The following is a 26579-nucleotide window of genomic DNA, read 5'->3' on the forward strand; positions in this document are numbered from 1 at the left end:
CAGCAGAAAAGAACAATATTGACACTAAGGAGGAAATAATTATGGCTTTTTTTGACAGAATGAAAGATTCACTTACAACAGCAGGACAGGAAGTGTCTCAGAAGGCGAAGAATGCAACGGAGAATGTCAGATTGGGAAATTTGATCAAGAACAATGATAAGATGGTAGATAAATTGCTTTACCAGGTTGGTCTGAAATATTATGAAGCACACGGACAGGAAGAGGGAACAGAATATCAGGAGTTATTTGCAGAGATTAATCGTCTGAAATCAGAAAATGCTGCATATCAGCAGGAGTTGGATAATCTGGCAGCTACAAACAAATGTCCTCAGTGTGGATTTGGTAACAATGCAGGTGCAAAATTCTGCATCAGTTGTGGAGCGCCACTGAATCAGACTCCGGTTGCACCGGCACAGTCAGCACCTGGAAAATGTTGTGACAAATGTGGAGCTTTGAATGATGTGGAAGCCTTATTCTGTACGGAGTGTGGAAATCGATTAAATACGCAGCCAATGACCTATACAGTGCCGGAAGCAGACGAGGTAGTTGAAACGACAGTAGCAGAGGCTATGCCAGAGGAATCTGAATCCGAGAAAGTTGACTCAAAGGAAGTTGACTCAGAGGAAACAGTGGCTGAAGTCTCAGAGGAAACAGTGACTGAAGTAGACGATACGCAAGAGCCGGTAACAGAAAAAAATCCGGCATGCTGTGCAAAATGTGGAGCACCATTGGAAGAAGATGCGTTATTCTGTACATCATGTGGAGCAAGAGTTTAGGGGAGTTCTAAAGAAGCTGAAATTCGGTTAAAAGAGACTGTCGGAGGTATTCTTGAAAAAAGAAGATAAGGAAGAGAGTAAGGAGGACAACTATGGCAAAATTTTGTTCAAAATGTGGCAATGAGCTGAAAGAAGGAGCAAGGTTCTGTTCTGTGTGTGGAAACCCGGTAAAGCAGGTACAGAGCGCACAGAGTGAGGCAACAGCAGGAACTAATGAAGAGAGGCAAGGAGTGTCTTCACAGCAGCAGGGATTTACTGCCCAGGATATGCAGTATCAGCAGATGGCAGGATCTGCTGCACCAGTGAAGAAAAATAAAAATTTATGGCTGCTTGCAATCCCGGCAGCGATTCTTGTAATTTTGCTTGTAATTTTCGGAATCAAAGCCGTTCTGTCACCGGCATATTTAAAACCTGTCAAATACATGGAAAAAGCATTCAATAAGCAGGATATTGATCTGATGAAAAAAGCAGTGCCGGATGAGTATGCAGAATGGATGACGGATGATATTGTAGATTATATGTTTGATTTGGACAGTGATTATAAAATTACGATTAAAGTTACTGATAAAGAAAAAATTGCAAAAAAAGATCTGGAAGAAACTCTGATTGATGATTATTATGTTCTGGACAGCATTGCTGAAGATGCAAAGGCGGGATATATTCTGGAAGCAGAGGCAACATTAAAACAAGACGGAGAAAAAGATACACAGGATATTACACTTGTAGTGGTCAAAGTAGATGGAAAATGGGTGATTGTCTCCGGATTATAAAAATAATGAAAAGAAAGACGAGAACAAAAGTTATGCAGGAACAGACAAAGGAAAACAAATTGCCAGTAGTGTTATTGGCGGTCATAATTGTAGTATTACTTGTAGGAAGCATTGTAATAGGAATATTTGGCGGTGGAGGAAAGAAAGTTGAGACTGCTGTTCCAAAGAAAGATATTAAAGCTGCAAGAGAGGCAGCAGAGCTTTCAGATGAGGGGGAAGTTCAGACGATTGCAATCGACAAAGATATTGTTGTGAATGCTGGTGGGACTGGAAGTGCAGATGAGAAGAGCAAAATGCAGGATTCACAGACAACAGAGGATTCCCAGACAGTACAGAACACGGAAGATTACATTTTCCCGAATAGTTCATCAGTACTTCTAACAGATGCAGAGGTGTCCGGAATATCAAAAGACCAGCTCAGAATTGGAAGAAATGAAATTCTTGCCAGACATGGAAGACGTTTCAACGACCAGGCACTGCAGCAGTATTTTGACAGCAAGAGCTGGTATAACGGAACCATTAGTCCGGACGAGTTCGATGCAAATTTAGATTCCAGATTGAATGATGTGGAACGTGCCAACATCGAAATCATCAAGAAGTATGAGTAACAGGGGGGATGAGAAATGTTTTGTCCAGAATGTGGATATAAGAATGTAGAGGGTGCGGCTTTCTGTGAGAACTGTGGAACGAAACTTACAGGAATGCCGGGAAGTATAAATCCAAAGGAAACCTCTTATGAAAAAACAGGAGAAAAAACAACAAAGAAAAGCGTGCCGTTTGGGAAGATAAATAAGATGCTTCTGATAGAGATACCAATCGCAATGATCAGTCTGTTAATATTCATTATGGTCTTCCAGGCAAAATTCAGCGTCAAAAGTGTGGTAGAGCGTTATGCGGAAGGGATGGGTGACGGAAACTGGAATCAGGTTTATGATACACTTTATCTTAATGATTCCGGAGACTTTATGTCAAAGCAGGCATTTGTTACTTCCCAGACTATCAATGGAATAAAATGGGATGAGGATCTGGAAGTTCAGAAGATCCGCAAAAAGACAAGCAACACATATCGTGTAAAATACGAAGGCGATAATGGCGTCCAGAGAATCGATGTAAAGGTAAAAAGAAGAGGTCTTACATGGAAAGTTGATGAAGCGGATACATTTCTTTCAAAAAACTTTTCTGTAGCGGTTCCGAAAGGTGCAGAGATTAAAATTGATGGAATTACACCAGATTCAAAACTGAAATCCCAGGATGAGATTGAAGGAATGGACACCTATACTATTAAGAAGATATTTGGAACAAGTCATTATGTAGAAATCAGCGGTTCTGACATTGAGACTACAAGTGCTGTACTTGAGTCATACGATGAACCTACTGTTATGACAGCCGGATACAGTAAGGCTACGGTGGAACAGATGGCAGATCAGGCAGTAAAAGATCTGAACAACATTTTCCAGGGAGCTGCCGCAAACAAACGTTTCAGTGATCTCGATATTTTGAATAATATGTATGCGGATGAAAAAGATTCTGCAATCAGAAAATATGAGAGTGCGAGGGACGATTATTTTGAAAATGGAAATAACAGCTGGGAGTTTCTGAACTATACAATAACGAATTGTGAGGCTCAGGCACAGATGATCACAAGAGATCAGAAACAACTGATTGAGGTGACGATCAAAGGTGATGCTCAATGGGAAAAGAATTATGTCTACTATGATGGAGACAAGGAGAGAGAGACAGAGACAGAAGATGCAGAACATACATTGTATTACATTGATGATGGTGGAACATGGAAATTGTATGATTTAGATCTTTGGACTTGGTAAAATATGAACTGAAAAAGGAAGAGACAAAAATGTTTTGCGAAAAATGTGGAAAGAAACTGGAAGATGGAGTGAAATTTTGCCCAAGCTGTGGAAACCGGATAGAAATACCGGAAAATCAGACTGATACGGTCTATGAACAGCCGGAAAAAAGTAAGAAATCCAGAAAAAAAAGTAAATTACCACTTGTTCTGATTGCGGTGCTGGCAATTATTTTGATTGTAGGCGGAATTTTATACGGAACGGTCGGCCTTAATCTGCAGAAAGATAAGCTGGCTGTGAAAATAAAAAAGGCTGGAATCCCGCAGTACACGGAAGAAATGAACGAAATTGTGGATGAATGGGATGATTTTGGAATATTCAGCATTTCTGATAAAAGAAATGATCTTCATAAGCTGAAAAAGATTGTAAATTATTTGGATGAGTACAACACAGCAGTGGATGAGTACAAATCCATGAATAAAGAAAAAGAGCAGTATGCGTTAGATGAGGATAGTTACAAAGAATATGAAAACGCACTTCATGACTGTAGCGATGCGATTGAGCAGAAAAATCCAGAGTCACTTATAAATGCAGTCGAGATTGCAAAAGAAACACTGAAGGATTTGAAAAAAGCAGATGATAGCTATGTAGAAGACCGGGTAAAGATGTATGAGGGACTGGATCTTAAAGATGTCGGGGACGATGTTGTCTCCGGATATAAAAAGAATCTGAAAGAGATTCAGGATTTGACTGGAAAAGGAAAAAAAGATTACAAAGCTATTAAGGAAGCATTTTCCAAGATGGATCAGATCGTGTACCAGTACATAGAGCCAAAGAATCAAGCAGTCGTATCCATCCAGCAGATTGATGCCAGTGAATTTCCAACTGTAAAACTATATATGAGTATCAAAGATAAGACAACCGGAAATGTAATTGAAAATCTGGATGATGCATTTTTCTATATCAATAAGCAGGATGCAAATGCAAAGTATGTAAAACAGGTCGTGAAATCAGCGAACCAGTTGAACGAAAAAGAAGCATTGAAAGTAGATATGGTAGCTGATGTCAGTGGAAGTATGGATGGTTCACCGCTAAACGAGGCAAAACAGGTAATGTCGGATTTTGTCGGAAGCGTGCAGTTTGACGCAGGAGATCTCGTGGAATTGACATCATTTTCAACCGGAGTATGTCTGGAACAGGAATTCAGTGATGATGCTGCAACATTGACCAATGATATCAATAATCTTGTTACAGGTGATATGACAAGTCTTTACGATGCACTTTACACAGCTGTTGAACGTGTAGCAGCACAGAACGGTGCAAGATGTGTGATTGCATTTACTGATGGAAATGACAATTACAGTAACTGTACAAAAGAAGATGTGGTAAATGTTGCAAATCGCTATCATGTACCGGTATTTATTATTGGAATCGGTTCCATTGATTATGCCGATGTAAATGATATCGCAACTCAGACCGGAGGTATGTATTATAATGTCAGCGATGTAACTTCCATGGATAAGATATACGAAGAAATCTATCAGATGGAAAAACAGCTCTATCTGGTGGAATTTGAAGATAATACAGGTGCAACTGTCGGGGATACCGCAAATATTCAAGCCGGATACCACAGTATCGATTATGGCGGAGAATGTGAATACACATACACTCCGAACGTTCTTATGAGTGCCCAGAGTAGGGATATATACACAGACGGTCCTCAGGCAGCAGTAGAAGGCTATCTGAAGAACTTCGACAGCGCCATGAATAAATCCGATTTTTCTCTGATATCCGGATATTTGAAAAATGGAAGCCCGATATACACAGAACAAGAAAAATATGTTTTGCGTGATATTACAGAACGATTGGATTCCTATGAACTGACAGACGTGTCATATGCAGACGCCAATAACTGCGTCATATCCACAAGAGAAACTTACTATGTACAAGTAAAAGGAAAACCATTACAACTTATGACCCAGGAATGTAAGTATAACGTAGAAAACCAGGGCGATAAGTGGCAGCTTACATCATTCGTGGATATTAAAGTCGTATCAAGAATCAAACAATAAAACAATCTTGGCATGGATGCTTTCCTGTAATTTACAGGAGGCATCCATTTTTTGTATAACAGGAAATTACATTTTCTGTTATACAAAAAGCCTCCGGCAGAAAAATTTGATGAAACGTATTATTTCTTCAAATCAAATTCGTTGCTAAGATCTTCAGATATTTTTGTGATAGTACCAGGTTCAAAAATATTGTTCAGCCCTGCAATTGTGAGTGCTTCCTGATATTTTGTCCCGGCAGGAACTGTGGTGAGAGTCATATATTTGGCAACACCGGAATGAAAATCAACCCGCGATTCTAAAAACAGTTCGAAAGAAGCGAGGGCAGAGGTGGCATAACCTATATAATAAAATGGCTCTTCAAAAACATGATCTATATAAGTCCAGGATGTGTCATCGCTGATGAAATTGTTATATTCATCACTGACATTTTCCCAAATCTGATCCAGCTTTTTAATATCCAGATCCGGAGTCGTATAGGAACGATATTCCGCTTCATTTATTGTAAATCCATCTGCAACAGAAGCCATCATATCAAAAATAACAAAGGAAGATAGGGCATCGCCACATTCCGGATAATAGGTATCATAATAATCATAGCAGATTAATTCTAATCCTTGCGACATGATTTCTGAGACATCGGTTATATCGCGAGAATCAAATGGATGAGCAGGATTGTGGTAATAATAATTGTAGTGTCCGAATTCATGCAGGAGGGTTGAATAATCGGAGACGGTCTCATATGGAGAACTATAAATATAAGCATCATTGTAGGCAGGCAGTGGTGCAGAAAAACTTAAGGCCGGATATTTCAGAGAAGACGCCTCGACATCATACAAAGTATTTTTTTGCAAATGAATCAAGGATTCCTCCAGTGCAGGACAGACTTTTTGAATACATTTGCGAAGCCGGTGGATTTTTTCCTCTCCACGGTCATGGTTTTCGTCATATACAACATAAATAGAATCATCCTCAGTGACGAAAGATACATATTCGTGAAATACAGGTATGAAATTATCTTTCACTTCATTTTCGATTTTCTTTAGATCGGTCATTGTGTAATCACGACCATATTCAACGGCATAGACAAAATCAGGGTAATTGGCATAACCGAAAGACTGAGCAAAAGCATTGTTCGTATTTACAAGGTCGATGTAGAGCTGTTTGAGTTCTTGTTCTTTGGCGCCCTGTGTGATCAGAGTCTCATAACGTTGGAGTAATTTGTTTTTTTGTTGCTTTAATGCAATTGCTTCATCAGAATAGATCAGTGAATTTTCTATCCGGGAGGCTTTATCTTCTCCAATGTAAGAACGAAAGACATCGCTGTATTGGGAAGATAAGGCACGCTGAAACAGACTGGAGGTTTTTTCAAAACTATCAGTATAGGCAGATTCTTTGCTATGATAACGTTCCGCTTTTTCCTGACTTTCGGTATCCAGATAATACGCATATTGCGCTAAAGTCGCATCAGTCAAAAGCATGTTCAGTTGTTCACATAACTGATCATAGAGACCGAGAATCCGTTCTTCATTACCGTCACTGTCAAGAGCGGTATGAAATTCATTAAAGGTAGATTTAAAGGTATCGATATCGATAGAATCCATAGAACGGTCAGTCAGGGAAAGGTTGGAACGGTTGAAATGATCCGTATACTTGAAGTCTGAATAAGGTTTGACCGTTTCTTTTGCAGATGTATGATTCTTGACGGCGGTATGCTTTTGAGACGAGTCACGGTTATTGCAGCCGGAGCATATAAATGTAGCCAACAGGCAGGAACAACATACTGTTAAGAGTAATAAAAATTTTCTTTTCATAAGGCAACCTCCTTTTAAAATATCAGCTGGGAGTCAATCCCCCAGCTGATATAGCCTCCGGCAGGATTGCAGAGATGCGCAGTAGAAGTATGTCATGCAATTGCATGACGCGCACCTCGCAGCAAGAATGCCTCGGCATTCTTGAATGGATGATTTGTCTTTTTTAGTTGAAATAGTATAACAGGTTTGTAAGGCATCCACAAGGATAGAAAGATCTAATTTTCAGGAAAATGATTGACGAAATTTGAGGCAAAAATCTGTGTATTTTTGAAGGTGGATTTTGCTTTTGTGGGAGTCGTTCTTCATGATACAATGAAAAAAACAATACTTGGCTTATCACAAGAAAAAAGATTCATGGCAGGTAAATCATATAGGAGAGGAGGAAAGGGTCATGGTAAAAAGAATATTAGGTGGAATTTTATTTATATGTATTGGATTTTTTTTGATGATTGCTTCAATAAAAATGATTTTTGTGGATGATCCAAAGGCAAAGAAGCTTTTAAGTGAAGCCGTCTATGTCACGACAGATACGGTAGATCCGGCAAATGATGGAAAAGCCGTTATCGTATCGGCGCCTTTTAAGCTCGTTGAACCGGCGTATGATGATGAAATGGGGATTACCTTAGACAGTATTCGTATTTCACGCAAGAAAGAGAGGACGGAGTATGAAAGAAAACAAAATGATGAGGATGGTTGGAAGGAAAAGTTAGTGTGGAATCAAGAGGGGGCTTCGGAGGAATATATAGGAGAAGGAATGGTTGGCGGATACACGCTTTCTGAGGATTTTATTCATATGATCCGAATGACCGGCACCTGGAAAGACTATGATGAACAGGTGTTAAAAGAACTTGGTTACGCCTTTGTATCGGATCCATCATATAGTCAGGGATATTTTATAGAACCACTGGATCAGACAGAAAGATCTTACCAATATTATCTGGAAAATGATATCCGCTATTCTTATAGTTATGCAGATTTCAAGGATGGCGATAAGGTGACGGCTATCGGTATTCAAGACGGACAAACGTTAAAAAAAGCACCTGGAATGACGGAATATTTGATGAAAGGTGAAATGGATATGGAAACTGCAATAAAAGAAGGTGGTGCCGCAGGGATTGGATTGCAGATTTTTAGTATTGCGATTTCGTTGATCTTTATGCTTGGCGGTGTACTGATGTTTGTAATAAAGAGGTGATTCTATGTCAATGATATGGGCTGGGACAGTTGAAATCGCACTTGCATGGGCGGTTATACTGGGCGTAAAAATTGCAAGTAATGCATTTGAATGGAAATTCGAGCATCTATTGCCGAATTACTGGTATCCGGTTGTAAAAAGAAAATTAGCAAAACCAGAGACAGCAACTTTAAAAGATAAGGGAATACCAAAAAAAATATCCGATGAACTGGAAGGTCTTCTGGCATTTATGCAAGGCGGCAGTTTGCAAAATAGCAGAATTCGAATGGATTGTACTTTTCAGGATAAGATAGATCACGAGACAAAGCAACTGAAAAAAAGAGGTCTGGCAAGACAATTTCATTTTACAAATTTAAAATTGTCGGAGAAGAATGAAAAAAAGAAAGATTTCAGACATTGGAGCGATGCTGGACGTGAATGGAGAGAAGTTATCGTAGAAGCGTCTGTTTCGGACAAATATCTAAGCAAAGATAAGAAAAAAGTACTCCATGAAACAATCTATCCTTACGGTGCGATATTACTTCGTCAGTCACGTCACATCCGACATACAGATAAGGCAGATAAGGACAGAAAAAAGGAACAGACATTTTACAGTGAATATTCACAGATGACCTGCCCAAGCTGTGGTGCGCAGTTAAATTTGAAAGGAAACGAAACGAATTGTCCTTATTGTGGCGCCTTTATACAGAGCCAATTTTACGATTGGCAGACAGAAGATTTTCGAATCTATCACCTTCCGGATCCGAATGCAAGGAATCTGTTATATACAGGCGGACTGATCCTGGCACTATTTTTACCGGCAGTTCCATGTATACGCTTCATCTCAAATATGTATCTTGCATTTGGTCTTGCATTTGTATTGACCATTTTAGTAGCTTTTGGAATGCTCTCTTTCATAACTCCGAAATTAGAGAAAGAGGAAAAGTTGAAAGAACAGATTGTCCGATATGACGAAAGCTGGCTGGCAAGTAACATCAATGAAGCATTGTATAAATCCGTACTCACACCGGAACTACTTACATATATTGTTGACGATATAAAGATAAAAAGCGTAGAAAATACAGAAGATACAACGACAATTTCAGTGAGTGCAAAACTGCGCAGGACTATTTTGGAAAATGATCAGCATATTGTCGTGAAAAATGAAAAAGAAAACTGGACGCTTTCAAGAGCACTACATCCAAATCGATTAAAATCAAAAGGACAGGACATTGTAATAGAAAAAGAATGCCCAAGCTGTGGCGCCAATTATGTTCCGGATGAGAAAGGCTGCTGTTCCTATTGTGGATATAGTTTGAAAGTTGATAACTCAAAGTGGAAAATTAATGCCAGTGAGAAAAGAAATATGTCTACTATAGTATAGTCGAAAGTAATATATTAATAAAATGTTTGACATAGAATAAGCAGACTGTTAATATAATATTAGAAAAGGTGCTACTGATGACGGTTCGCCTGATTTATTAATTAAAAAAATAACCGCTTAACTTGTCAGGGTGTGGGCGGTTATTTTTGCGTCTTGGAATCATGCCACGCAAAGCGAACCGCCATCAACACGTCAACGTGTAGTAGCACCTAAAAATATTTTAACAAAATAAATATATTTTATCAATATAATATTTCTAAAAGAATAAGTAATGTCTTGATAGAATGGGAATATCATAAAATGCTTTGAAAAGCAGTAGAAGTCGTAGTGTAATATAAGAGAGCATGCATCAATCTGACTACTGTGCAATGAAGATGAGACATAAAAAACGTGCTAGTTCATACTGGCACGTTTTTCGCACTTACTATTTATTAATAAAATGCTTTGAAAAGAGCGATAAATGAAGTGTATAAATAAAAAAGTCCCAAACAATCAAGGAGATTTCCGAAATATCAGTGAGCATAGCCAGTATGATTATGTATTGTCTGAGCCGTTTCTCAGGCGAGTTTACATAATCATACTGAGATAAGCGGCGCAACTGATATCGGAAATACCTTGTGTTTGTGACTTTTTTTATTTATAAACACATTCCCGACTACTTTACAAACATTTTACAATCCCGCCGTTTTTGATTTTACATTCTCCTTTTATGATAATAACTGTCGACGAGGTAAATAATAAAAAAAGAATTATTGTACAAGACAAAAGGAGATTACGAAAATGAAATTGAAAAAGTTTATTGCAATGATGGCAGTAACAGCAATGGTTGCAGGAATGGCAACAGGATGTGGTGGATCAAAATCAGATGCAGGATCTGATTCAACAGGAAGTGATACAAAGACAGAAAGCTTAAGCGGAACAATTACAGCAGCTGGTTCTTCAGCATTAAAACCGCTGGCAGATGATGCAGCAGATTCATTCTTAAATGAGAACCCGGACGTGTCTATTACAATTGATGCAGGAGGATCAGGAGAAGGACTGAAGCAGGTATCCGAAGGAACAGTTGATATCGGAAACTCTGATGTAGCTGCTGAGGATAAGTTGGATGCAGATAAAGCAAAAGAACTTGTAGATCATCAGGTATGTGTTATTACAATGGCACCAATCGTAAATGAGGATGTTGCAAAGGCAGGAGTTAAGAGCCTTACAAAAGATCAGCTCATCAGCATTTTCACAGGAAAGACAACAAACTGGAAAGAAGTTGGTGGACCAGATGAGGACATCGTACTCGTAACAAGACCAGGATCTTCAGGAACAAGAGCTACTTTCCAGAAATATGCATTAGACGGAAATGAAGAAGCTTCCAATGCATCTATGGAGACAGACGATTCAGGAGTACTTCTTACAAATGTAAAAGATACAAAGGGTGCAATTGGTTATGTTGCTCTTTCTTATCTGACTGGTGATGCAGGAGTTGAGACAGTTGCAATTGACGGAGTAGAGCCTACACTTGAGAACACATACAGTGGAGAGTACCCAGTATGGACATTTGAGCATATGTATACAAAAGGTGAGCCAAACGAAGTTGTAAGTGCATTCCTTGATTACATCACAGGTGACAAATATGGAAGCCAGATGGAGAAACTTGGATATGGCGTTTCTTCTAAGATGACAAAGACAGAGCACTAATCAGGAAAAACGAGAAGTGGCAGGGCAGACGAAAATATATCAATGTCTGCCATGCCATTTCTTATGAAAATCAGGTGAATGATATGAATAAAAAACAAAGTATGTTTGCAAAAGAATATGCCTGGAGAGGACTTATGACAGCCGGAGGCCTTCTGGTTATCGTAATCACGATCTGTATCGGAGCCTTCCTTGTATATAAAGGTTCTGGCACATTTACCATATTCCACCATTCCCTTTCAGACTTTCTGTTCTCAGCAGATTGGGGACCGGCAGATAATGCCGAAGGCGGTGGTACGGTCGGAGCATTGATCTTTATCGTAGGTTCTCTTTGTACATGCGGACTTGCACTTTTGATCGCAACACCATTTGCACTGGGATCAGCAATCTTTATGATTGAAATTGCACCGAAATTCGGTGAAAAGTTTTATCGTCCGATTGTAGAAATATTTGCAGGTATTCCATCTGTTGTATACGGATGGGTCGGATTGACAGTACTGATCCCGGCAATTAAAAAATTATTTGGACTACAGGTCGGACATTCTATACTGGCAGCAGGAATCGTACTCGCACTTATGATATTTCCAACGATCAGCAATGTGGCAGCAGATTCTATAAGTTCTGTTCCGAAAGATTATCGTATGGCGGCTTATGGACTGGGATCGACCAGATGGCAGTCAATCTATAAAGTTGTACTTCCGGCAGCAGGCTCAGGAATTCTTTCCGGTATTATCCTTGGACTTGCAAGGGCATTTGGTGAGGCGCTTGCAGTTGCAATGGTTATCGGACAGACGACAGCACTTCCAACTGGCATTTTCTCTACGACAAAGAGTCTGACAACGGAGATTGCGGCACAGATGGGAAATGCGACAGAAGGTGGAGAGATGAAGACAGCACTTTGGACAATGGCATTACTGTTATTCGTATTGTCCCTTGTATTTATTCTGCTGATTCATTATTTCTCCAGACCGAAGAAAGATAAAGTGTAAGGAGGAGACGAGAAGATGAACAGAATAAAACGTGCGCGTGGAACCAATAGCGTAATGACAGGCGTATTCTATCTGATCGCAGTTTTCTTTTTTGCACTTTTGATTTCATTTGCATCTTATGTGATTATAAAAGGATTCAGCGGTGCGACTCCGGAAATGTTCCGCTTTCTGAGAAAAGGAAGTATTGGAAACCAGTTATTCAATACGATTTATCTTGTATTCATATCACTGGTATTTTCCGTACCGCTTGGAGTAACTGCAGGAATTTATCTGTCTATGTATGCAAAAAAAGGATTTTTGACCAAGTTTCTTCGCATCTGCATCGAGACACTTTCCTCATTACCATCTATCGTAGTTGGTTTGTTTGGATATCTGGTATTCCTTGTGTTTTTCGGACTTGGAAAAAGTCTTCTTGCCGGAGCACTTTCCATTTCCATACTGGCAATTCCAGTTATTACAACGACGACAGAGGATGCGATTAATGGACTGCCAGATGATTATCTTCAGGCAAGTTTGGGACTTGGTGCAACGAGGTGGCAATCCATCTATCACGTACTTCTTCCGGCCTGTATTCCACGAATTATGACGGGTGTGATATTGGCAGCAGGAAGAGGATTTGGTGAGGCGGCAGCGCTTCTTTATACAACTGGTTCCGGAACAGATATCCGTTGGGGTAATTGGAACCTGGCAGCACCGACCTGTCCGTTAAATATATTCCGTCCGGCAGAGACGTTATCATTACAGATTTGGGGCTTACAGATCAATGGACAAGATCCGAATCTTGCCAATCTGTCAGCGGCAGTTTTGATGATCCTCGTTCTGTTATTTAGTATCGGGGCAAATGCCTTGAGCCGACATATCAATAAAAAGACGTCAGGTGAAAGTGTGTAGAAAGGATAAAAAAATTATGGCAGATCAATCAAAAAAATATAAATTTGATATCAGTAATCTGAATCTGCATTATGGTGGTTTTCATGCATTAAAAGATGTAAATATGCAGATTGAAGCAAATAAGATTACTGCTTTTATCGGGCCGTCCGGATGTGGAAAGTCTACATTTTTAAAGACTTTGAACCGCATGAATGACTTGGTAGAGAATTGTAAGATCGATGGAAAGGTGCTGCTTGATGGCACAGATATTTATAAGGATATGGATGAAATTACTTTGCGTTACCGTGTCGGAATGGTATTTCAGCAGCCAAATCCTTTTCCGAAGAGCGTATATGACAATGTGGCATATGGCCCAAGAATTGCCGGAATCAAGAAAAAATCGCAGTTGGATGAGATTGTGGAGCGAAGCTTAAGACAGGCAGCTATCTGGGATGAATTAAAAGACAGGCTTCATAAAAGTGCGCTTGGACTTTCCGGTGGACAGCAGCAGAGACTTTGTATCGCAAGAACACTTGCGGTAGAGCCGGAAGTCATATTGATGGACGAACCAACTTCTGCACTGGATCCGATTTCAACATCTAAGATTGAAGACCTTGCGATGGAACTGAAAAAAGATTATACTATTGTCATGGTAACTCACAATATGCAGCAGGCTGTCCGTGTATCTGACAATACTGCATTCTTCCTGTTGGGCGAAGTGATCGAGTATAACGATACAGAAAAATTATTCTCTATTCCTTCTGACAAGCGTACAGAAGACTATATTACAGGGAGGTTCGGTTAAGATATGCGTAATAAGTTTGATATGCAGCTGGAACGTCTCAACAGCCAGCTGACCCATATGGGAGAGATGTGTGAGATTGCAATTACCAGAGCAACGAAGGCTTTGGAAGATGGTAAGATTGATGAGGCGAAATCTGTCCAGGAGGCAGATGAAGAGATTGACCAGTTAGAAAAAGACATCGAACGTCTTTGTCTGAAGCTTCTGTTACAGCAGCAGCCGGTAGCAAGAGATCTTCGCCAGATTTCAGCGGCACTTAAGATGATCACAGACATGGAACGAATCGGAGATCAGGCATCTGATATTGCGGAGATTATTATTTCTGAAAAGAAGGCTGAGGCAGCAGATATTCCGGTTATTGTGAAGATGTCTGAAGCAGCAGCAAAGATGGTTCGGGACAGTGTGAATGCTTATGTGGAAAAAGACCTGGAGTTGTCACGTGCTGTTATCGAATACGATGATGTTGTAGATGAGATGTTCGAGGAAAATAAAAAACAGCTGATTGATTACATTTCCAAGAATAGCGGAGAAGGTGGAAAGGAAGCCATTGATCTGATCATGGTCGCAAAATACCTGGAGAGAATTGCAGATCATGCGACCAATATTGCAGAGTGGGTAGAATTTTCAATTACAGGAATCCACAAGGAGAGCAAAGTATGATATTTTGTGTAGAAGACGATAGTAACATTCGAGAATTAGTCATATATACACTTGAGACCACGGGCTTTAAAGCGCGTGGTTTTGAGGATGGAAAGGAATTTTTAGAAGCGCTGGCACTGGAGACACCGGAATTGATCTTATTAGATATTATGCTTCCGGGAATGGATGGGCTGGAGCTTTTAAGCAAATTAAAAGCGTCACCGAAGAACCGTGATATTCCGGTCATTATGTTGACAGCAAAAGGTGCAGAATACGATAAAGTAAAAGCACTGGATGCCGGGGCAGACGATTACGTGACCAAACCATTTGGAATGATGGAGCTTGTATCCAGAATCAAAGCAGTCCTTCGAAGAACACAGAAAGATACACAGGATCCACAGGACGTCATTGTTCTTGGTGACATTGAGATGAATACGAAAAAACATGAAGTAACTGCAGATGGAGAAGTTGTGACATTGACGCTTAAAGAGTATGAACTTTTGAAGCGCCTTATGAAGAACCCGAACATTGTCATGACACGAGACTGTCTGCTGGAAGACATCTGGGGATACGATTTCGACGGTGAGACAAGAACTGTCGATGTACATGTAAGAACACTCAGACAAAAACTTGGCAAAAGCGGAGAGAAGATCGAAACAGTCCGTGGCGTCGGATACCGCATGAGTGAATAAGAGATAATATAGAATAACAGGGGACGAGAAGGGGACGGGAGCAACGGAGCCAAGGCGAGTATGCCCCGTCCCCAAAGCGAGGCGCAAGCCCGCTCAAGAGGCTCACCCGTCCCCAAAGCGAGGCGCAAGCCCGCTTGGAAAGGTACGCATATGAAACTTAGAAGCAAAATTCAACATAGTATGATCATGGTCATCACAGTGACGCTTCTGGCGGCATATGCGCTGACCACACTGGTTATCTACAGACAGAATGTAGGTTTAATGGAGCGGGAGACGCGGCAGGAAGCGGATTATATTGTAAAGGCAATCGAGATATCCGGGACAGATTACTTAAAGCAGATGGACGAGGTAGAAAAGAATACAAGAATTACCTTGATTGATCCGGCAGGCGATGTTCTGTACGATTCTACGGAAGACGCGGTGACTTTACAGAACCACAAGAATCGTCCGGAAATCAAGGCTGCCCATAAGAATGGTACTGGTCAGGAAGTCAGAAGATCCATGACGATGAGCAAGGAAATGTTCTATTATGCAAAGCTTCTTCCGGATGGAAATGTACTTCGTGTATCCAAAACTATGAACACAGCGCTTCACACAGCAATTTCAATCCTGCCGATTATGGGATTGATCGCAGTTGTGGCTCTTGCATTTGCATATCTGCTTTCCAGACAGCAGGTGGCAAAGCTGATTCGACCAATTAATGAACTGGATTTGGAGGAACCTCTGGAAAACGAAGTCTATGAAGAGCTGACACCGCTTCTGGAGAGCATTGATAAGCAGAACAAAGAAAAAGAAGCCATTGCCAATATGCGAAAAGAATTTTCGGCAAATGTGTCTCATGAACTGAAAACGCCGCTTACCTCAATTTCAGGTTATGCCGAGATTATGAAGAGCGGAATTGTGAAACCTGAAGATATGCCACGTTTCTCAGAGAAAATTTACAACGAGGCAAGGCGATTGATTACATTAGTAGAAGATATCATCAAGTTATCACATCTGGACGAAGGAAAAGTCGAACTGGAGAAAGAAGATATAGACCTCTATGAGCTGACAAGAGAAATTATAAGCCGCCTGGCGCCACAGACTTCGGCGAAGAAAGTCCACATGGAACTGACCGGGGAATCCGTTATTTACAATGGAGTCCGGCAGATTTTAGATGAGATGGTCTACAATATTTGTGAAAATGCCATCAAATATAACAAAGAAGGCGGAGAGATCCGCATCTGGGTCGGCAACACACTGAATGGAAAGAAAATTATCGTAACAGATACAGGAATCGGAATTCCAAAAGAGCAGCAGGAACGAATCTTTGAGCGGTTTTATCGCGTAGATAAGAGCCACTCAAAAGAAATTGGCGGAACCGGACTGGGACTATCTATCGTAAAACATGGCGCAATATTGCACAATGCAAAGATCCATGTAGATAGCGAGTTGGGAAAAGGAACGAGGATGGAATTGACATTTTAATATTAAGGGATGTAGTCAAGCGTTGATTGACTATGTCCCTAATTGCGTTTAAGAATTGAAAATGATACAATGATAAAAAATGATGAATTAAGGAAGTATCAAATGGATAGACAGGATGTAAAATTTTCAATTCGAAAGAAAATACTAGGGGTAACGCTTGTGGCGGCGTTGCCTTTTCTTGCTATATCTATATATTTGCTCATTTCCATGTCAAACTACAATCATACATATAATAAGATTGTACAGAATCGTACTATTGCAAATAATTATAATCTGGATTTTAAAGAAGAGATGGATGAAAGTCTTTATAAAATGGTTGTTGGATATGTTACAGTAGATGACTTTGACGATGCGGAAGAATTAAAAAGTCCCTATGTCCTGATTAAGAATCTGCGCAAGGAATTTAGAAATTTGAAGAAAATTACAACGGATACCGAAAGTAAATTATGGCTAGATAGTCTGCTCCGAAATATTGACACGCTGGAGAATCGGGTCGATGATCTGGTGCAGAATATTCATGTGGGTGGTACTTATGACAGTAACATCAAAGAACTGGATGATAATATTTATATTTTAACTGAATTGATTCAGGATGATATTCAGTATTATATTTATTATCAAACGGAAAGTATGGAAAAGGTGACGGATACGCTGAATACACAGATTCGGACATTTATCATTATCTGTGCATGTCTGATCGCGGTCCTGACCATTGGTCTTGTTATGGCAGTCATGCAGATTACAACAGGCATGTTGCGTCCGATTCAGGTGTTGGCACAGGCGGCTGGAAGAATTTCAAAAGGGGATCTAGATGCAAGGGCAGATGTGGATTCCAGGGATGAGATTGCGGTGCTGGCTGATAGGTTCAACGATATGGCAGGCAATATCCAGACTTTGGTTGTGAAAGTTAGAGAGGACGAGCAGAAAATGAGGAAGGCAGATTTGAGACTTCTGCAGGAGCAGATTAATCCACATTTCCTCTATAATACACTGGACAATATTGTGTGGCTGATTGAAGGAAATGAGCCGGACGAAGCAGTGGAGATGGTTGTAACTTTATCTGAATTTTTCCGTCTTGTACTCAGTAAGGGAAAAGAATTTATCACAATCCGACAAGAAGAGCAGCACATCAGCAGCTACTTGCAGATTCAGGAAAAACGGTATCATGACATTTTGGATTACCATATTTATATAGATCCTGAAATTTATGAGTATCAGATTCCAAAACTTACGTTGCAGCCACTTGTGGAAAATGCGTTATATCATGGAATTAAATATAAACGTTCCCGGGGAATGATTGAGATCACAGGAACGAAAGAGGGAGAAAATCTTTATCTGACAGTAGCTGATGACGGTGTCGGCATGGATGAAGATGAATTAAAGAAACTGGGAAAAGAAATTTCCAGACCATGTAAAGAAACGGAAAGCGGATTTGGACTTGCAAATGTAAATGAAAGAATCCGTATGTATTTTGGAGCAGAATTTGGTATGAAAATCTGGTCTGAAAAAGGAAGCGGAACGAGAATTACGATTGAAATTCCGGCAATCACAGATAATCCGGAAAAACCGGAAGCAGGCAAACAAAGCACTAGAAGCGAGGAGGCAGAAAATGAAGCGGAAAAATAAGATTTTTCGAAAGGTAATCATTGTATTAGCCGTACTCGCACTGCTTACTGGTTGTGCCGGACAGGAACCCGAAGCGGAAGATACAAGAACGCCGACCGATGACAATTTAATTGTAGTTGGAGTCTCTCAAGAAGGAAGTGAGTCAGTCTGGCGGACCGCTAACACAAGGTCTGTAAAGGAGACATTAACAAAAGAGAATGGGTATTTTCTGATTTTTAAAAATGCAAGGCAGAAGCAGGAGAACCAGATAAAAGCACTTCGGAGCTTCATTTCCCAGAGAGTGGACTATATTGTATTTTCTCCGATTGTAGAGGATGGATGGGATACTGTACTGCGGGAAGCAAGGGAGGCAGAGATTCCGGTTATTTTGATGGACAGGAAAATTAACGTGAAAGACGAATCTCTATATACAGCGTGGGTTGGTTCTGATTTTGTAGAAGAAGGAAGAAATGCGGGAAAATGGCTGGAAGATTATCTGAAAGGACAGCGTTTTAATGATGATCAGGTGAACATTGTTGTATTGCAGGGAACTGCCGGAACAACAGCTATGTTCGGAAGAACACAAGGATTTGAAGAGATAGCTGCAAAACATGAAAACTGGAATATTCTGGAGCAGACAAATGCAGATTTCACAACGGCAAAAGGCGAAGAGGAAATGCGCAGGCTTCTGAACACTTATCCAGAGATTGACGTGCTTGTATCCCAAAATGATGACATGACTTTTGGTGCGCTGGAGGCAATTCAGTCGGCAGGAAGGACGACCGGAACAGGCGGAGATATCACTGTGATATCTTTTGACGGAACGAAGAAAGCGCTGGAAAAGGTGAAGACAGGGGCAATTAATGTTGATGTGGAATGTAATCCATATCAGGGAAAATATATCGAAGAAATCATTCAGGCACTGGAGACAGGACAGAGCATAGAAAAGGATAATTACGTGGAAGAAAAAGTATTTACACAGAAAAATGTGTTGAGTGTGTTGAATGACCGAACCTACTAAATCTGTAACGAAATTTCTATGAAATTATGGAATAGATTGGATTCATAGCATAGAGCAGAATTTCGAACAAGAGTAGATTAAAAAAAGGGTGAAGATGTGATGTTAAAAGTATTTCTGGCAGAAGATGAAACTTTAATCAGAGAAGGTCTAAGAGACAATATTCCGTGGGAACAGTATGGCTATCGGTTTGTCGGGGAGGCAGCGGATGGTGAAATGGCACTTCCGCTTATACGAAAGACGAAACCGGATGTGCTGATCACAGATATTAAGATGCCGTTCATGGACGGGCTGTCATTGAGTCGAATCGTGAGGGAAGAACTCCCAAGAACAAAGATTATTATCATCAGCGGGTATGATGACTTTGAGTATGCAAGAGAAGCCATTTCCATCGGGGTAGATCAGTATCTGCTGAAACCTGTGACGAGAATGAACTTAAGAAAAGTGCTTCAGGAATTAAAAGAAAAGATTGAACAGGATGCAGAACAGGAAGATTACCAGACGATGCTTCAGAATGAAATGCATGAATATGAACAGTTTTCCAGACGGATTTTCTTTGAAAAAGTACTGGAAGGGAAAATGTCTGTCAAAGAAATCTATGATGAGGCGGCCAAGCTTGAAATGGAGCTGACAGCGTCCAGCTATAACCTGATTTTCATATATTTGCAGGAGCACCGGAAGAACCAGTCGGAGCTGGAAGTAGAGCAGTTTTTGCGGCAGCAGGAAGAAATCCTGCACTATTTTCTGAGGTGTCCACAGTATCAGGTATTCCGGTGGAATGTAAACTGTTATGGAGTCTTAATAAAATCAGATCAGGATAACGTTGAAAAGGAGACAGACAAGGCACTGGATTATGTCCGGAAGATATGTGAGAAGGCGCTGGAAAAAATGGATTGGTACGTGGCTGCAGGAAAACCGGTAGAGCGGCTGAGTATGCTCAAAGAATGTTACAAGAGCGCCAGTCATTGCCTTGCGTACCGTTTTGTTCTGCCACAGATGCATGTGCTGACAGAGGAAAATCTGTCAAAATATATGGCGAACCAGGAAGAAAATAATCAGGCAGCAGTGACAGTCGACACATCAAAAGTGGCGCCGGACGTAATTCTGGATTTTCTGGCAAGGGGTATCCAGGGGGAGATTTACAATTTTGTTGAGTCCTATCTTGGGGGCATCAGCGAAGCCTTGAAATCCAGAATGTTCTGCGAATATGTAGTGCTGAATATCCGCTTTACGATTTTGTCTTATGTGGAGTCAGTCGGAGGTTCAAAGGAAGAATATCTACAGGCCATTGGCGAGTATGCACAGAATATTCATATGGAGTCAGAAGAGGTTTTTGAGTACTTTGTAAAAATGCTTCAGATAGCGATAGAGATTCGTGATAAGGACAGCGATTCACAGGGCGGCAACACTCTTCGAAGAGCACTGGAATATATTCAGAATCATTACACCGAAGAGTCGCTGACACTTGGAAATGTGGCATGTGAAGTTCAGGTTAATGCCAATTACTTAAGTTCTATCTTTAGTCAGAGCATGGAGAAGACATTTACCGAATACGTGACAGAAAAGCGTATGGAAAAAGCAAGAAAGCTGTTGCGGGATACGACTGTGGCAACCGCAGAGATTGCAGCAACGGTGGGCTACAAAGACTCCCATTATTTCAGCTTTGTATTTAAGAAAACGCAGGGAGTCAGCCCGAGAGATTACCGGAATGGAAAGAAGAACTAAAGGTTATCCAGAAGGTTGTCCGGTGTACTTCCTTTTGGAATCAGAGTCCATGGGACTTCTAAAAATGTGACAGGAATTCCTTTGAGCTGCTGGATTATCATGTTGGCAGCGGCAGTGCCCATTTCATGGGATTTGTGGGATAAAGTAGTCAGGGTCAGAATCTGGGAGTTGCTTAAGTAAGTATTATCAAAGGCTCCGATTGCCATATCATCAGGCAGATGGTATCCGGCCAGATTCAGTTCTTTAATTAAAAAATATGCAATCATATCATTATAACAGACGACAGCCGTGCAGGATTCCAAGGAGTCCTGCACGATTTTTTTTAAGAACCCAGTGTCCTGAAAACGCTGCAGGTGGTCCAGATCATGAGAGTTGAACCAGCCGACTCTGGAATCCGGGACAGGAAGCCCCTGGTTACGCATAGTCTCCATAAATCCTTGAAAGCGTTCTGCACCCTGCAGGTCGTCAGAGTGAAAGATGCCGCCAATTGCTGTATGTCCCTGGGAAAGAAGATACTCTGTAAGCTGGCGGCTTCCGGAAAAATTGTCGTCTTTTACAAAAGGGATCTGACTGAAATTCTGATAGTAATTATGTAAAAAGACAAAGCGGCAGTTCTTTTTTTGAAGTGCACGGTACAGATCCAGATTCGGATTCGGCAGATAACTTCTGGATCCTTCCACAATGATTCCCCGTGGTGGCGCAGATAAGAGTTTTGTCAGAATCTTGCGCTCTTCATAAGTTTCATTTTTCGTAATATGAACCTGTGATGAAAAATGATATTTTCGAAGTGTTCCCTGAATATCATCTAATACACCGGGATAAATATAATTGGAATCATCAGAAATCAAAATAGCAATCTGGTCATCAGACAGATTTGCAGAATGTCCGGTAATATAACTGCCGCTTCCATGGCGCTTTTCAATTAGACCTTCCTGTGTAAGAAGATTCAGAGCCTGCCTTACGGTTTGGCGGCTGACATGATAACGTCTGCACAGCTCCTGTTCTGATGGCAGCTTATTAATTTGATTTTTCACATCTTTTTTAATCAGATCCCGGAGCGTTCCGGCCAGCCATTTGTATTTAATCGCCATAAAAAAATCTCCTTTTTGAAAAAAATTATCTTTTCTTAACATAAAAAAATCTGAGAAAATCTAACGTTCCCCTGAAAAAATCAAACTTTTATGTAAAACAACTACAAAGATAACGACTGTAAAATGTAAAAATCCACATAAAATATGTCAAAAAAACAACGATATCAAAAGAAAATCACTGTTTATCTGAGAATAGTAAACATCAAAAATAAACTTGTATTTATTTGATATTTTAATACAAAAAAGTTGTATTGTAAATAACTGATAAACTTTTAAAAATAGCTATTTTCATAATTGCGGACAAACAGGTGGAATGCTATAGTGAAATCAAGAAAAAGAGAGGCCTTTCAAAAACAGAATAAAGTAACTGATGTAAAAATAATCAGGAAGATCAGGAGGAAGATTATGAAGAAAAAAATTATCTCAGTTTTACTCGCATCTATGATGGTCATTGGACTTGTAGGCTGCGGAGGATCAAAAGAAACAGCTGACGGCGCAAAATCCGATTCTGGTGACGGACTGATCAAAGTTGGTATCATCAACAACGATCCAAACGAATCCGGATATCGTACAGCAAATGATAAAGACTTAAAAGCAACATTTACAAAAGAGAATGGATATGACGCTTCATTCGCTTACAGCTTAAAGAATGATGAGCAGATTACATCAGCTCAGAAGTTTATCCAGGACGGTGTTGATTACTTGCTTCTCTCCGCTGCTGATACAGCAGGTTGGGACAGTGTCCTGAAAGACGCTCAGGACGCAGGTACACAGGTTATTCTGTTCGACCGTACAATTGATGCAGACGAAAGCCTGTATGCAGCATCTATCGTATCCGACATGGAAAAAGAAGGTGAGACAGCAGCAAACTGGTTAAAAGACCAGAAATTACCTGAGTATAACATCATTCATATTCAGGGTGTTATGGGATCAGCAGCTCAGAAAGGACGTTCTGGCGCACTTGCAGATACAGCAAAATCTGAGGGATGGAACATTGTAACAGAGCAGACAGCAGAGTGGAATGCAGAGAAAGCACAGCAGATTGTACAGTCCGTTATCGATTCCGGACAGGCATTCAATGTAATCTATGCAGAGAACGACGATATGGCTAAAGGTGCTGTAGCAGCTCTTGACAAAGCAAATATCTCCCACGGTGTTGGAAAAGATGTTATCGTTATGGGATTTGACTGCAACAAATGGGCATTAGAAGAACTTCTGAACCAGAACTGGAACTATGATGGACAGTGCAACCCTTATCAGGCTTCCTACATCGAAGATGTTATCAAGAAACTTGAGTCTGGTGAGAAGATTGACGAGAAGACAATCATCATGGACGAGAAGGGATTCGATGCAACAACAATCACACAGGACGATGTAGATCAGTTCGGTATCTAATGATGGATTGTGGGAGTGCGCAACAGGTCGTAATCCACAGGCATCAAAATGTAGAAAAAATGTGTTAAGTCGCGCGGCGCAGCGTAAGAAAAAATAAAAAAATACGCGGCGTCGCGCATTTTCTCTTAAAAGGAAAACAAACCCGAAAAGAGATAGAAAATAATAAGCAAAAACAGTAAGTAAGAATGAAGAGGTGAGTACGCTGGTGAAAGAGAATTCTGTATTGGAAATGAAAAATATCTATAAAAGTTTCCCGGGAGTCAAGGCACTGCAGGCAGTAGATTTCACATTGTGTGAGGGAGAGATTCATGCATTGATGGGAGAGAATGGTGCAGGTAAGTCAACCTTGATCAAGGTTCTGACCGGAGTTTATGAAAAAGACGGTGGAGATATCTTCCTGAAGGAACATGAAGGAGCAGTTGCAATCCGTTCTCCACAAGACGCACAGAATCTTGGAATCAGTACGGTGTACCAGGAGATTACACTCTGTCCGAACCTTTCCGTGGCAGAGAACATGTACATCGGACGTGGAAAAGGAATCGGACAGAACTGGAAGAAGATGAATGCGGACGCGGATAAGATTCTGAAATCACTGGATATTCCCGCAAAAGCAACACAGCAGCTTTCCAGTTGCTCTATCGCGATCCAGCAGATGGTAGCAATTGCCCGTGCGGTCGATATGGACTGTAAAGTACTGATTCTCGATGAGCCGACATCTTCCCTTGATGAACAGGAAGTAGAAAAATTATTCGGACTCATGAGAGACTTACGTTCCAGAGGTGTTGGAATTATATTCGTAACACATTTCCTGGATCAGGTATATGAAGTGTGTGATAAAATCACGGTTCTCCGTGACGGAAAATTAGTAGGTGAATATGAAATCAAGGATCTCCCGAGAGTCAAGCTGGTAGCCAAGATGCTTGGTAAAGAACTGGACGATGAGGCGGATATTAAAGATGAAAGTCTGGTCTATGAGGCAGATGAGTCCATTCCACCGGTCGTTGAAGTGGAAGGCTTACAGAGCAATGCCGGAATCAAACCATTTGATTTTAATATAAGAAAAGGAGAAGTCAATGGATTTACCGGACTTCTCGGATCTGGACGAAGCGAGTGCGTGCGTGCAATCTTCGGAGCAGATCGTGTGACTGGCGGTACAGTAAAGAAAAGCGGAAAAGTAGTAAAAATCAATAAACCACTTGATGCTATGAAGCAGGGAATCGCATATCTTCCGGAAGACCGTAAGAGAGACGGAATTGTCGGAGATCTGTCAGTCAGAGACAATATCATTCTGGCGGCACAGGTGCTTCGTGGATTCTTCAAACCATTTTCAAAAGCACAGGCAAATAAATTTGCAGATGAATATATCAAGCTCCTGGAAATCAAGACCGCTTCCGCAGACACACCGATCAAATCACTATCCGGTGGTAATCAGCAGAAAGTAATTCTGGCAAGATGGCTTCTGACTCACCCGGAATATCTGATTCTCGATGAGCCAACCAGAGGTATTGATATCGGTACTAAGGTTGAAATTCAGAAATTAGTACTTAAGCTTGCATCAGAAGGTATGAGTGTAACATTTATTTCTTCTGAGACAGATGAGATGCTTCGTACATGTTCCAGACTGATTGTCATGAGAGACCGAAAGAAAGTCGGAGAGCTTTCAGGAGAGGAATTGTCACAGAGCAGTATCATGGACACAATTGCCGGAGGTGACAAAGAATAATGCAGAACACTACAACAAAAAAATCAAAAAATATTATGAATATGTTCAGCGGTAAGCAGATTCTGATTCCGATTGCGGCGCTTCTTCTGCTCGCTGTATTTAACTTAATTGCAGACCCGTCATTTTACAAGATTTCCATGGACGTCAACAGTGCCGGAAACCATGTATTATCCGGATATCTGATTACAATTCTTGACTATGGCTCAGAGCTTGCAATTCTTGCAATAGGAATGACCCTTGTAACAGCGGCTTCCGGCGGACAGGATATCAGTGTGGGCGCCGGAATTGCTATTGCGGGTTCCGTGATCTTACGAGTACTCTGTGGAACAAATTCCAGACCGGACAAACTTCAGGCTCCGATCATTGTAGCATTTTTAGTAGCATGCGTTGTATCCATGTTATTCGGTGCATTTAACGGTATCCTTGTTGCAGGCTTCAAGATTCAGCCGATGGTAGCGACCCTGATTCTATACACAGCAGGACGTTCTATCGCAGCATGGATTAATAACAATGAACTTCCGGTCGTCAGTGATCCGACATTTGCATACTTTGGAGGATTTATTCCGGGAATCCCGATTCCGACACCATTTTTCATTGCAGTTGCATGTATGATCGTGATCGCACTGGCCATGAAATTTACAAATCTCAGATTATACACACAGGCGGTTGGAATCAATGAGCATTCTTCCAGATTGAACGGTCTGAATCCTGCATTTATCAAATTCTTAAGCTTTGTAATCTTAGGACTTTGCGTGGCAGTGGCAGGACTGATCAAGGTCAGCCGTATTTCTTCCATTAACTATTCTGTTATTGCGAAGGATATTGAGATGGATGCAATCCTGGCAGTAGCCCTCGGAGGAAACTCCTTAAGCGGTGGTAAATTTAACATGACAGCTTCAATTCTCGGAGCATACGTCATTCAGTTTTTGACAACAACACTTTATAAATTCAATGTAAAATCCGATGCAATCTCTGCTTACAAGGCAGTTGTAGTAATCATTCTGGTTGTAATCAGTGCACCGGTCGTACGTGAGAAATTTGCTTCATTTACAAAGAAAATGCAGGCAAAGAAGGAGGTAGCTTAG

General features: G+C 40.7%; 22 protein-coding genes. 20 read left to right on the top strand and 2 right to left on the bottom strand.

The genetic code is table 11. The annotated features are described in order from the left end of the window. The first annotated feature begins 41 nt into the window (after positions 1 to 41). From NQ560_RS02035 to NQ560_RS02055, 5 genes are all read left to right on the top strand, one after another. The gene (locus NQ560_RS02035) at positions 42 to 776 is read left to right on the top strand and encodes a zinc ribbon domain-containing protein (RefSeq protein ID WP_005332290.1); all 735 of its coding nucleotides are present in this window, start codon (positions 42 to 44) and stop codon (positions 774 to 776) included. Positions 777 to 868: 92 nt separating this feature from the next. Further along, on the top strand, positions 869 to 1546 hold the full coding sequence (locus tag NQ560_RS02040) for a zinc-ribbon domain-containing protein (RefSeq protein ID WP_005332289.1): 678 nt from the start codon (positions 869 to 871) through the stop codon (positions 1544 to 1546). Positions 1547 to 1578: 32 nt separating this feature from the next. Continuing rightward, positions 1579 to 2154 carry a YARHG domain-containing protein gene (locus tag NQ560_RS02045; RefSeq protein ID WP_052302917.1) on the top strand — a complete coding sequence of 192 codons (576 nt, stop codon included), beginning with the start codon at positions 1579 to 1581 and terminating at the stop codon, positions 2152 to 2154. Positions 2155 to 2169: 15 nt separating this feature from the next. Next, positions 2170 to 3372 (top strand): zinc-ribbon domain-containing protein, encoded by a 1203-nt coding sequence (locus NQ560_RS02050; protein ID WP_005332287.1) that lies wholly within the window; start codon positions 2170 to 2172, stop codon positions 3370 to 3372. Between the two features lie 29 nt (positions 3373 to 3401). After that, positions 3402 to 5423, top strand: a complete 2022-nt coding sequence (locus NQ560_RS02055; protein ID WP_154104220.1) for a VWA domain-containing protein — start codon at positions 3402 to 3404, stop codon at positions 5421 to 5423. Between the two features lie 119 nt (positions 5424 to 5542). On the opposite strand, the gene NQ560_RS02060 is transcribed toward NQ560_RS02055, so the two are convergent. After that, the gene (locus NQ560_RS02060) at positions 5543 to 7234 is read right to left on the bottom strand and encodes a gluzincin family metallopeptidase (protein ID WP_040015420.1); all 1692 of its coding nucleotides are present in this window, start codon (positions 7232 to 7234) and stop codon (positions 5543 to 5545) included. A gap of 391 nt (positions 7235 to 7625) precedes the next feature. On the opposite strand from NQ560_RS02060, the gene NQ560_RS02065 reads away from it, so the two are divergent. The 12 genes from NQ560_RS02065 (at position 7626) to NQ560_RS02120 (ending at position 21285) form a co-directional block, all read left to right on the top strand. After that, positions 7626 to 8429, top strand: a complete 804-nt coding sequence (locus NQ560_RS02065) for a hypothetical protein (protein WP_040015419.1) — start codon at positions 7626 to 7628, stop codon at positions 8427 to 8429. Positions 8430 to 8433: 4 nt separating this feature from the next. Next, the gene (locus tag NQ560_RS02070; protein WP_154104219.1) at positions 8434 to 9792 is read left to right on the top strand and encodes a zinc ribbon domain-containing protein; all 1359 of its coding nucleotides are present in this window, start codon (positions 8434 to 8436) and stop codon (positions 9790 to 9792) included. Between the two features lie 780 nt (positions 9793 to 10572). Continuing rightward, entirely contained in the window at positions 10573 to 11481 is a 909-nt protein-coding gene (locus tag NQ560_RS02075; RefSeq protein WP_005332273.1) for a phosphate ABC transporter substrate-binding protein, read from the top strand. 83 nt (positions 11482 to 11564) lie between these two features. After that, the gene (gene pstC, locus NQ560_RS02080; RefSeq protein ID WP_005332272.1) at positions 11565 to 12467 is read left to right on the top strand and encodes a phosphate ABC transporter permease subunit PstC; all 903 of its coding nucleotides are present in this window, start codon (positions 11565 to 11567) and stop codon (positions 12465 to 12467) included. Between the two features lie 15 nt (positions 12468 to 12482). Beyond that, positions 12483 to 13358, top strand: a complete 876-nt coding sequence (gene pstA / locus NQ560_RS02085) for a phosphate ABC transporter permease PstA (RefSeq protein ID WP_005332271.1) — start codon at positions 12483 to 12485, stop codon at positions 13356 to 13358. Between the two features lie 16 nt (positions 13359 to 13374). Further along, the gene (gene pstB / locus NQ560_RS02090) at positions 13375 to 14142 is read left to right on the top strand and encodes a phosphate ABC transporter ATP-binding protein PstB (protein ID WP_040015418.1); all 768 of its coding nucleotides are present in this window, start codon (positions 13375 to 13377) and stop codon (positions 14140 to 14142) included. 3 nt (positions 14143 to 14145) lie between these two features. After that, the gene (gene phoU / locus NQ560_RS02095) at positions 14146 to 14799 is read left to right on the top strand and encodes a phosphate signaling complex protein PhoU (protein WP_005332269.1); all 654 of its coding nucleotides are present in this window, start codon (positions 14146 to 14148) and stop codon (positions 14797 to 14799) included. Beyond that, positions 14796 to 15470 (top strand): response regulator transcription factor, encoded by a 675-nt coding sequence (locus NQ560_RS02100; RefSeq protein WP_005332268.1) that lies wholly within the window; start codon positions 14796 to 14798, stop codon positions 15468 to 15470. Before phoU ends, NQ560_RS02100 begins: the two co-directional genes overlap by 4 nt. Positions 15471 to 15620: 150 nt before the next feature. After that, positions 15621 to 16937 (top strand): sensor histidine kinase, encoded by a 1317-nt coding sequence (locus tag NQ560_RS02105; protein ID WP_040015417.1) that lies wholly within the window; start codon positions 15621 to 15623, stop codon positions 16935 to 16937. A gap of 102 nt (positions 16938 to 17039) precedes the next feature. Beyond that, positions 17040 to 18563: a sensor histidine kinase gene (locus NQ560_RS02110; protein ID WP_259816077.1), complete on the top strand. Its 1524-nt coding sequence runs from the start codon at positions 17040 to 17042 to the stop codon at positions 18561 to 18563. Beyond that, on the top strand, positions 18547 to 19563 hold the full coding sequence (locus NQ560_RS02115) for an ABC transporter substrate-binding protein (protein WP_005332262.1): 1017 nt from the start codon (positions 18547 to 18549) through the stop codon (positions 19561 to 19563). Before NQ560_RS02110 ends, NQ560_RS02115 begins: the two co-directional genes overlap by 17 nt. Positions 19564 to 19662: 99 nt before the next feature. Beyond that, positions 19663 to 21285 carry a response regulator gene (locus tag NQ560_RS02120; RefSeq protein WP_005332260.1) on the top strand — a complete coding sequence of 541 codons (1623 nt, stop codon included), beginning with the start codon at positions 19663 to 19665 and terminating at the stop codon, positions 21283 to 21285. On the opposite strand, the gene NQ560_RS02125 is transcribed toward NQ560_RS02120, so the two are convergent. Beyond that, positions 21282 to 22376 carry a GntR family transcriptional regulator gene (locus NQ560_RS02125; protein ID WP_040015416.1) on the bottom strand — a complete coding sequence of 365 codons (1095 nt, stop codon included), beginning with the start codon at positions 22374 to 22376 and terminating at the stop codon, positions 21282 to 21284. The two genes, NQ560_RS02120 and NQ560_RS02125, sit on opposite strands and share 4 nt — an antisense overlap. A gap of 405 nt (positions 22377 to 22781) precedes the next feature. On the opposite strand from NQ560_RS02125, the gene NQ560_RS02130 reads away from it, so the two are divergent. The 3 genes from NQ560_RS02130 (at position 22782) to NQ560_RS02140 (ending at position 26579) form a co-directional block, all read left to right on the top strand. Then, positions 22782 to 23771 carry an ABC transporter substrate-binding protein gene (locus tag NQ560_RS02130; protein ID WP_040015415.1) on the top strand — a complete coding sequence of 330 codons (990 nt, stop codon included), beginning with the start codon at positions 22782 to 22784 and terminating at the stop codon, positions 23769 to 23771. Positions 23772 to 24000: 229 nt separating this feature from the next. Further along, positions 24001 to 25494: a sugar ABC transporter ATP-binding protein gene (locus NQ560_RS02135; RefSeq protein WP_052302919.1), complete on the top strand. Its 1494-nt coding sequence runs from the start codon at positions 24001 to 24003 to the stop codon at positions 25492 to 25494. Continuing rightward, entirely contained in the window at positions 25494 to 26579 is a 1086-nt protein-coding gene (locus NQ560_RS02140) for an ABC transporter permease (RefSeq protein WP_005332252.1), read from the top strand. The genes NQ560_RS02135 and NQ560_RS02140 overlap by 1 nt, the downstream gene beginning before the upstream one ends.

This window comes from Dorea formicigenerans, from assembly GCF_025150245.1.
Taxonomy (GTDB): Bacteria; Bacillota; Clostridia; order Lachnospirales; family Lachnospiraceae; genus Dorea; species Dorea formicigenerans.

Excerpts from the sequence above, each read along its gene's own strand:
- NQ560_RS02035 (WP_005332290.1), top strand. The coding sequence starts at position 42 with ATGGCTTTTTTTGACAGAATGAAAGATTCACTTACAACAGCAGGACAG.
- NQ560_RS02040 (WP_005332289.1), top strand. The coding sequence starts at position 869 with ATGGCAAAATTTTGTTCAAAATGTGGCAATGAGCTGAAAGAAGGAGCA.
- NQ560_RS02045 (WP_052302917.1), top strand. The coding sequence starts at position 1,579 with ATGCAGGAACAGACAAAGGAAAACAAATTGCCAGTAGTGTTATTGGCG.
- NQ560_RS02050 (WP_005332287.1), top strand. The coding sequence starts at position 2,170 with ATGTTTTGTCCAGAATGTGGATATAAGAATGTAGAGGGTGCGGCTTTC.
- NQ560_RS02055 (WP_154104220.1), top strand. The coding sequence starts at position 3,402 with ATGTTTTGCGAAAAATGTGGAAAGAAACTGGAAGATGGAGTGAAATTT.
- NQ560_RS02060 (WP_040015420.1), bottom strand. The coding sequence starts at position 7,234 with ATGAAAAGAAAATTTTTATTACTCTTAACAGTATGTTGTTCCTGCCTG.
- NQ560_RS02065 (WP_040015419.1), top strand. The coding sequence starts at position 7,626 with ATGGTAAAAAGAATATTAGGTGGAATTTTATTTATATGTATTGGATTT.
- NQ560_RS02070 (WP_154104219.1), top strand. The coding sequence starts at position 8,434 with ATGTCAATGATATGGGCTGGGACAGTTGAAATCGCACTTGCATGGGCG.
- NQ560_RS02075 (WP_005332273.1), top strand. The coding sequence starts at position 10,573 with ATGAAATTGAAAAAGTTTATTGCAATGATGGCAGTAACAGCAATGGTT.
- pstC (WP_005332272.1), top strand. The coding sequence starts at position 11,565 with ATGAATAAAAAACAAAGTATGTTTGCAAAAGAATATGCCTGGAGAGGA.
- pstA (WP_005332271.1), top strand. The coding sequence starts at position 12,483 with ATGAACAGAATAAAACGTGCGCGTGGAACCAATAGCGTAATGACAGGC.
- pstB (WP_040015418.1), top strand. The coding sequence starts at position 13,375 with ATGGCAGATCAATCAAAAAAATATAAATTTGATATCAGTAATCTGAAT.
- phoU (WP_005332269.1), top strand. The coding sequence starts at position 14,146 with ATGCGTAATAAGTTTGATATGCAGCTGGAACGTCTCAACAGCCAGCTG.
- NQ560_RS02100 (WP_005332268.1), top strand. The coding sequence starts at position 14,796 with ATGATATTTTGTGTAGAAGACGATAGTAACATTCGAGAATTAGTCATA.
- NQ560_RS02105 (WP_040015417.1), top strand. The coding sequence starts at position 15,621 with ATGAAACTTAGAAGCAAAATTCAACATAGTATGATCATGGTCATCACA.
- NQ560_RS02110 (WP_259816077.1), top strand. The coding sequence starts at position 17,040 with ATGGATAGACAGGATGTAAAATTTTCAATTCGAAAGAAAATACTAGGG.
- NQ560_RS02115 (WP_005332262.1), top strand. The coding sequence starts at position 18,547 with ATGAAGCGGAAAAATAAGATTTTTCGAAAGGTAATCATTGTATTAGCC.
- NQ560_RS02120 (WP_005332260.1), top strand. The coding sequence starts at position 19,663 with ATGTTAAAAGTATTTCTGGCAGAAGATGAAACTTTAATCAGAGAAGGT.
- NQ560_RS02125 (WP_040015416.1), bottom strand. The coding sequence starts at position 22,376 with ATGGCGATTAAATACAAATGGCTGGCCGGAACGCTCCGGGATCTGATT.
- NQ560_RS02130 (WP_040015415.1), top strand. The coding sequence starts at position 22,782 with ATGAAGAAAAAAATTATCTCAGTTTTACTCGCATCTATGATGGTCATT.
- NQ560_RS02135 (WP_052302919.1), top strand. The coding sequence starts at position 24,001 with ATGAAAAATATCTATAAAAGTTTCCCGGGAGTCAAGGCACTGCAGGCA.
- NQ560_RS02140 (WP_005332252.1), top strand. The coding sequence starts at position 25,494 with ATGCAGAACACTACAACAAAAAAATCAAAAAATATTATGAATATGTTC.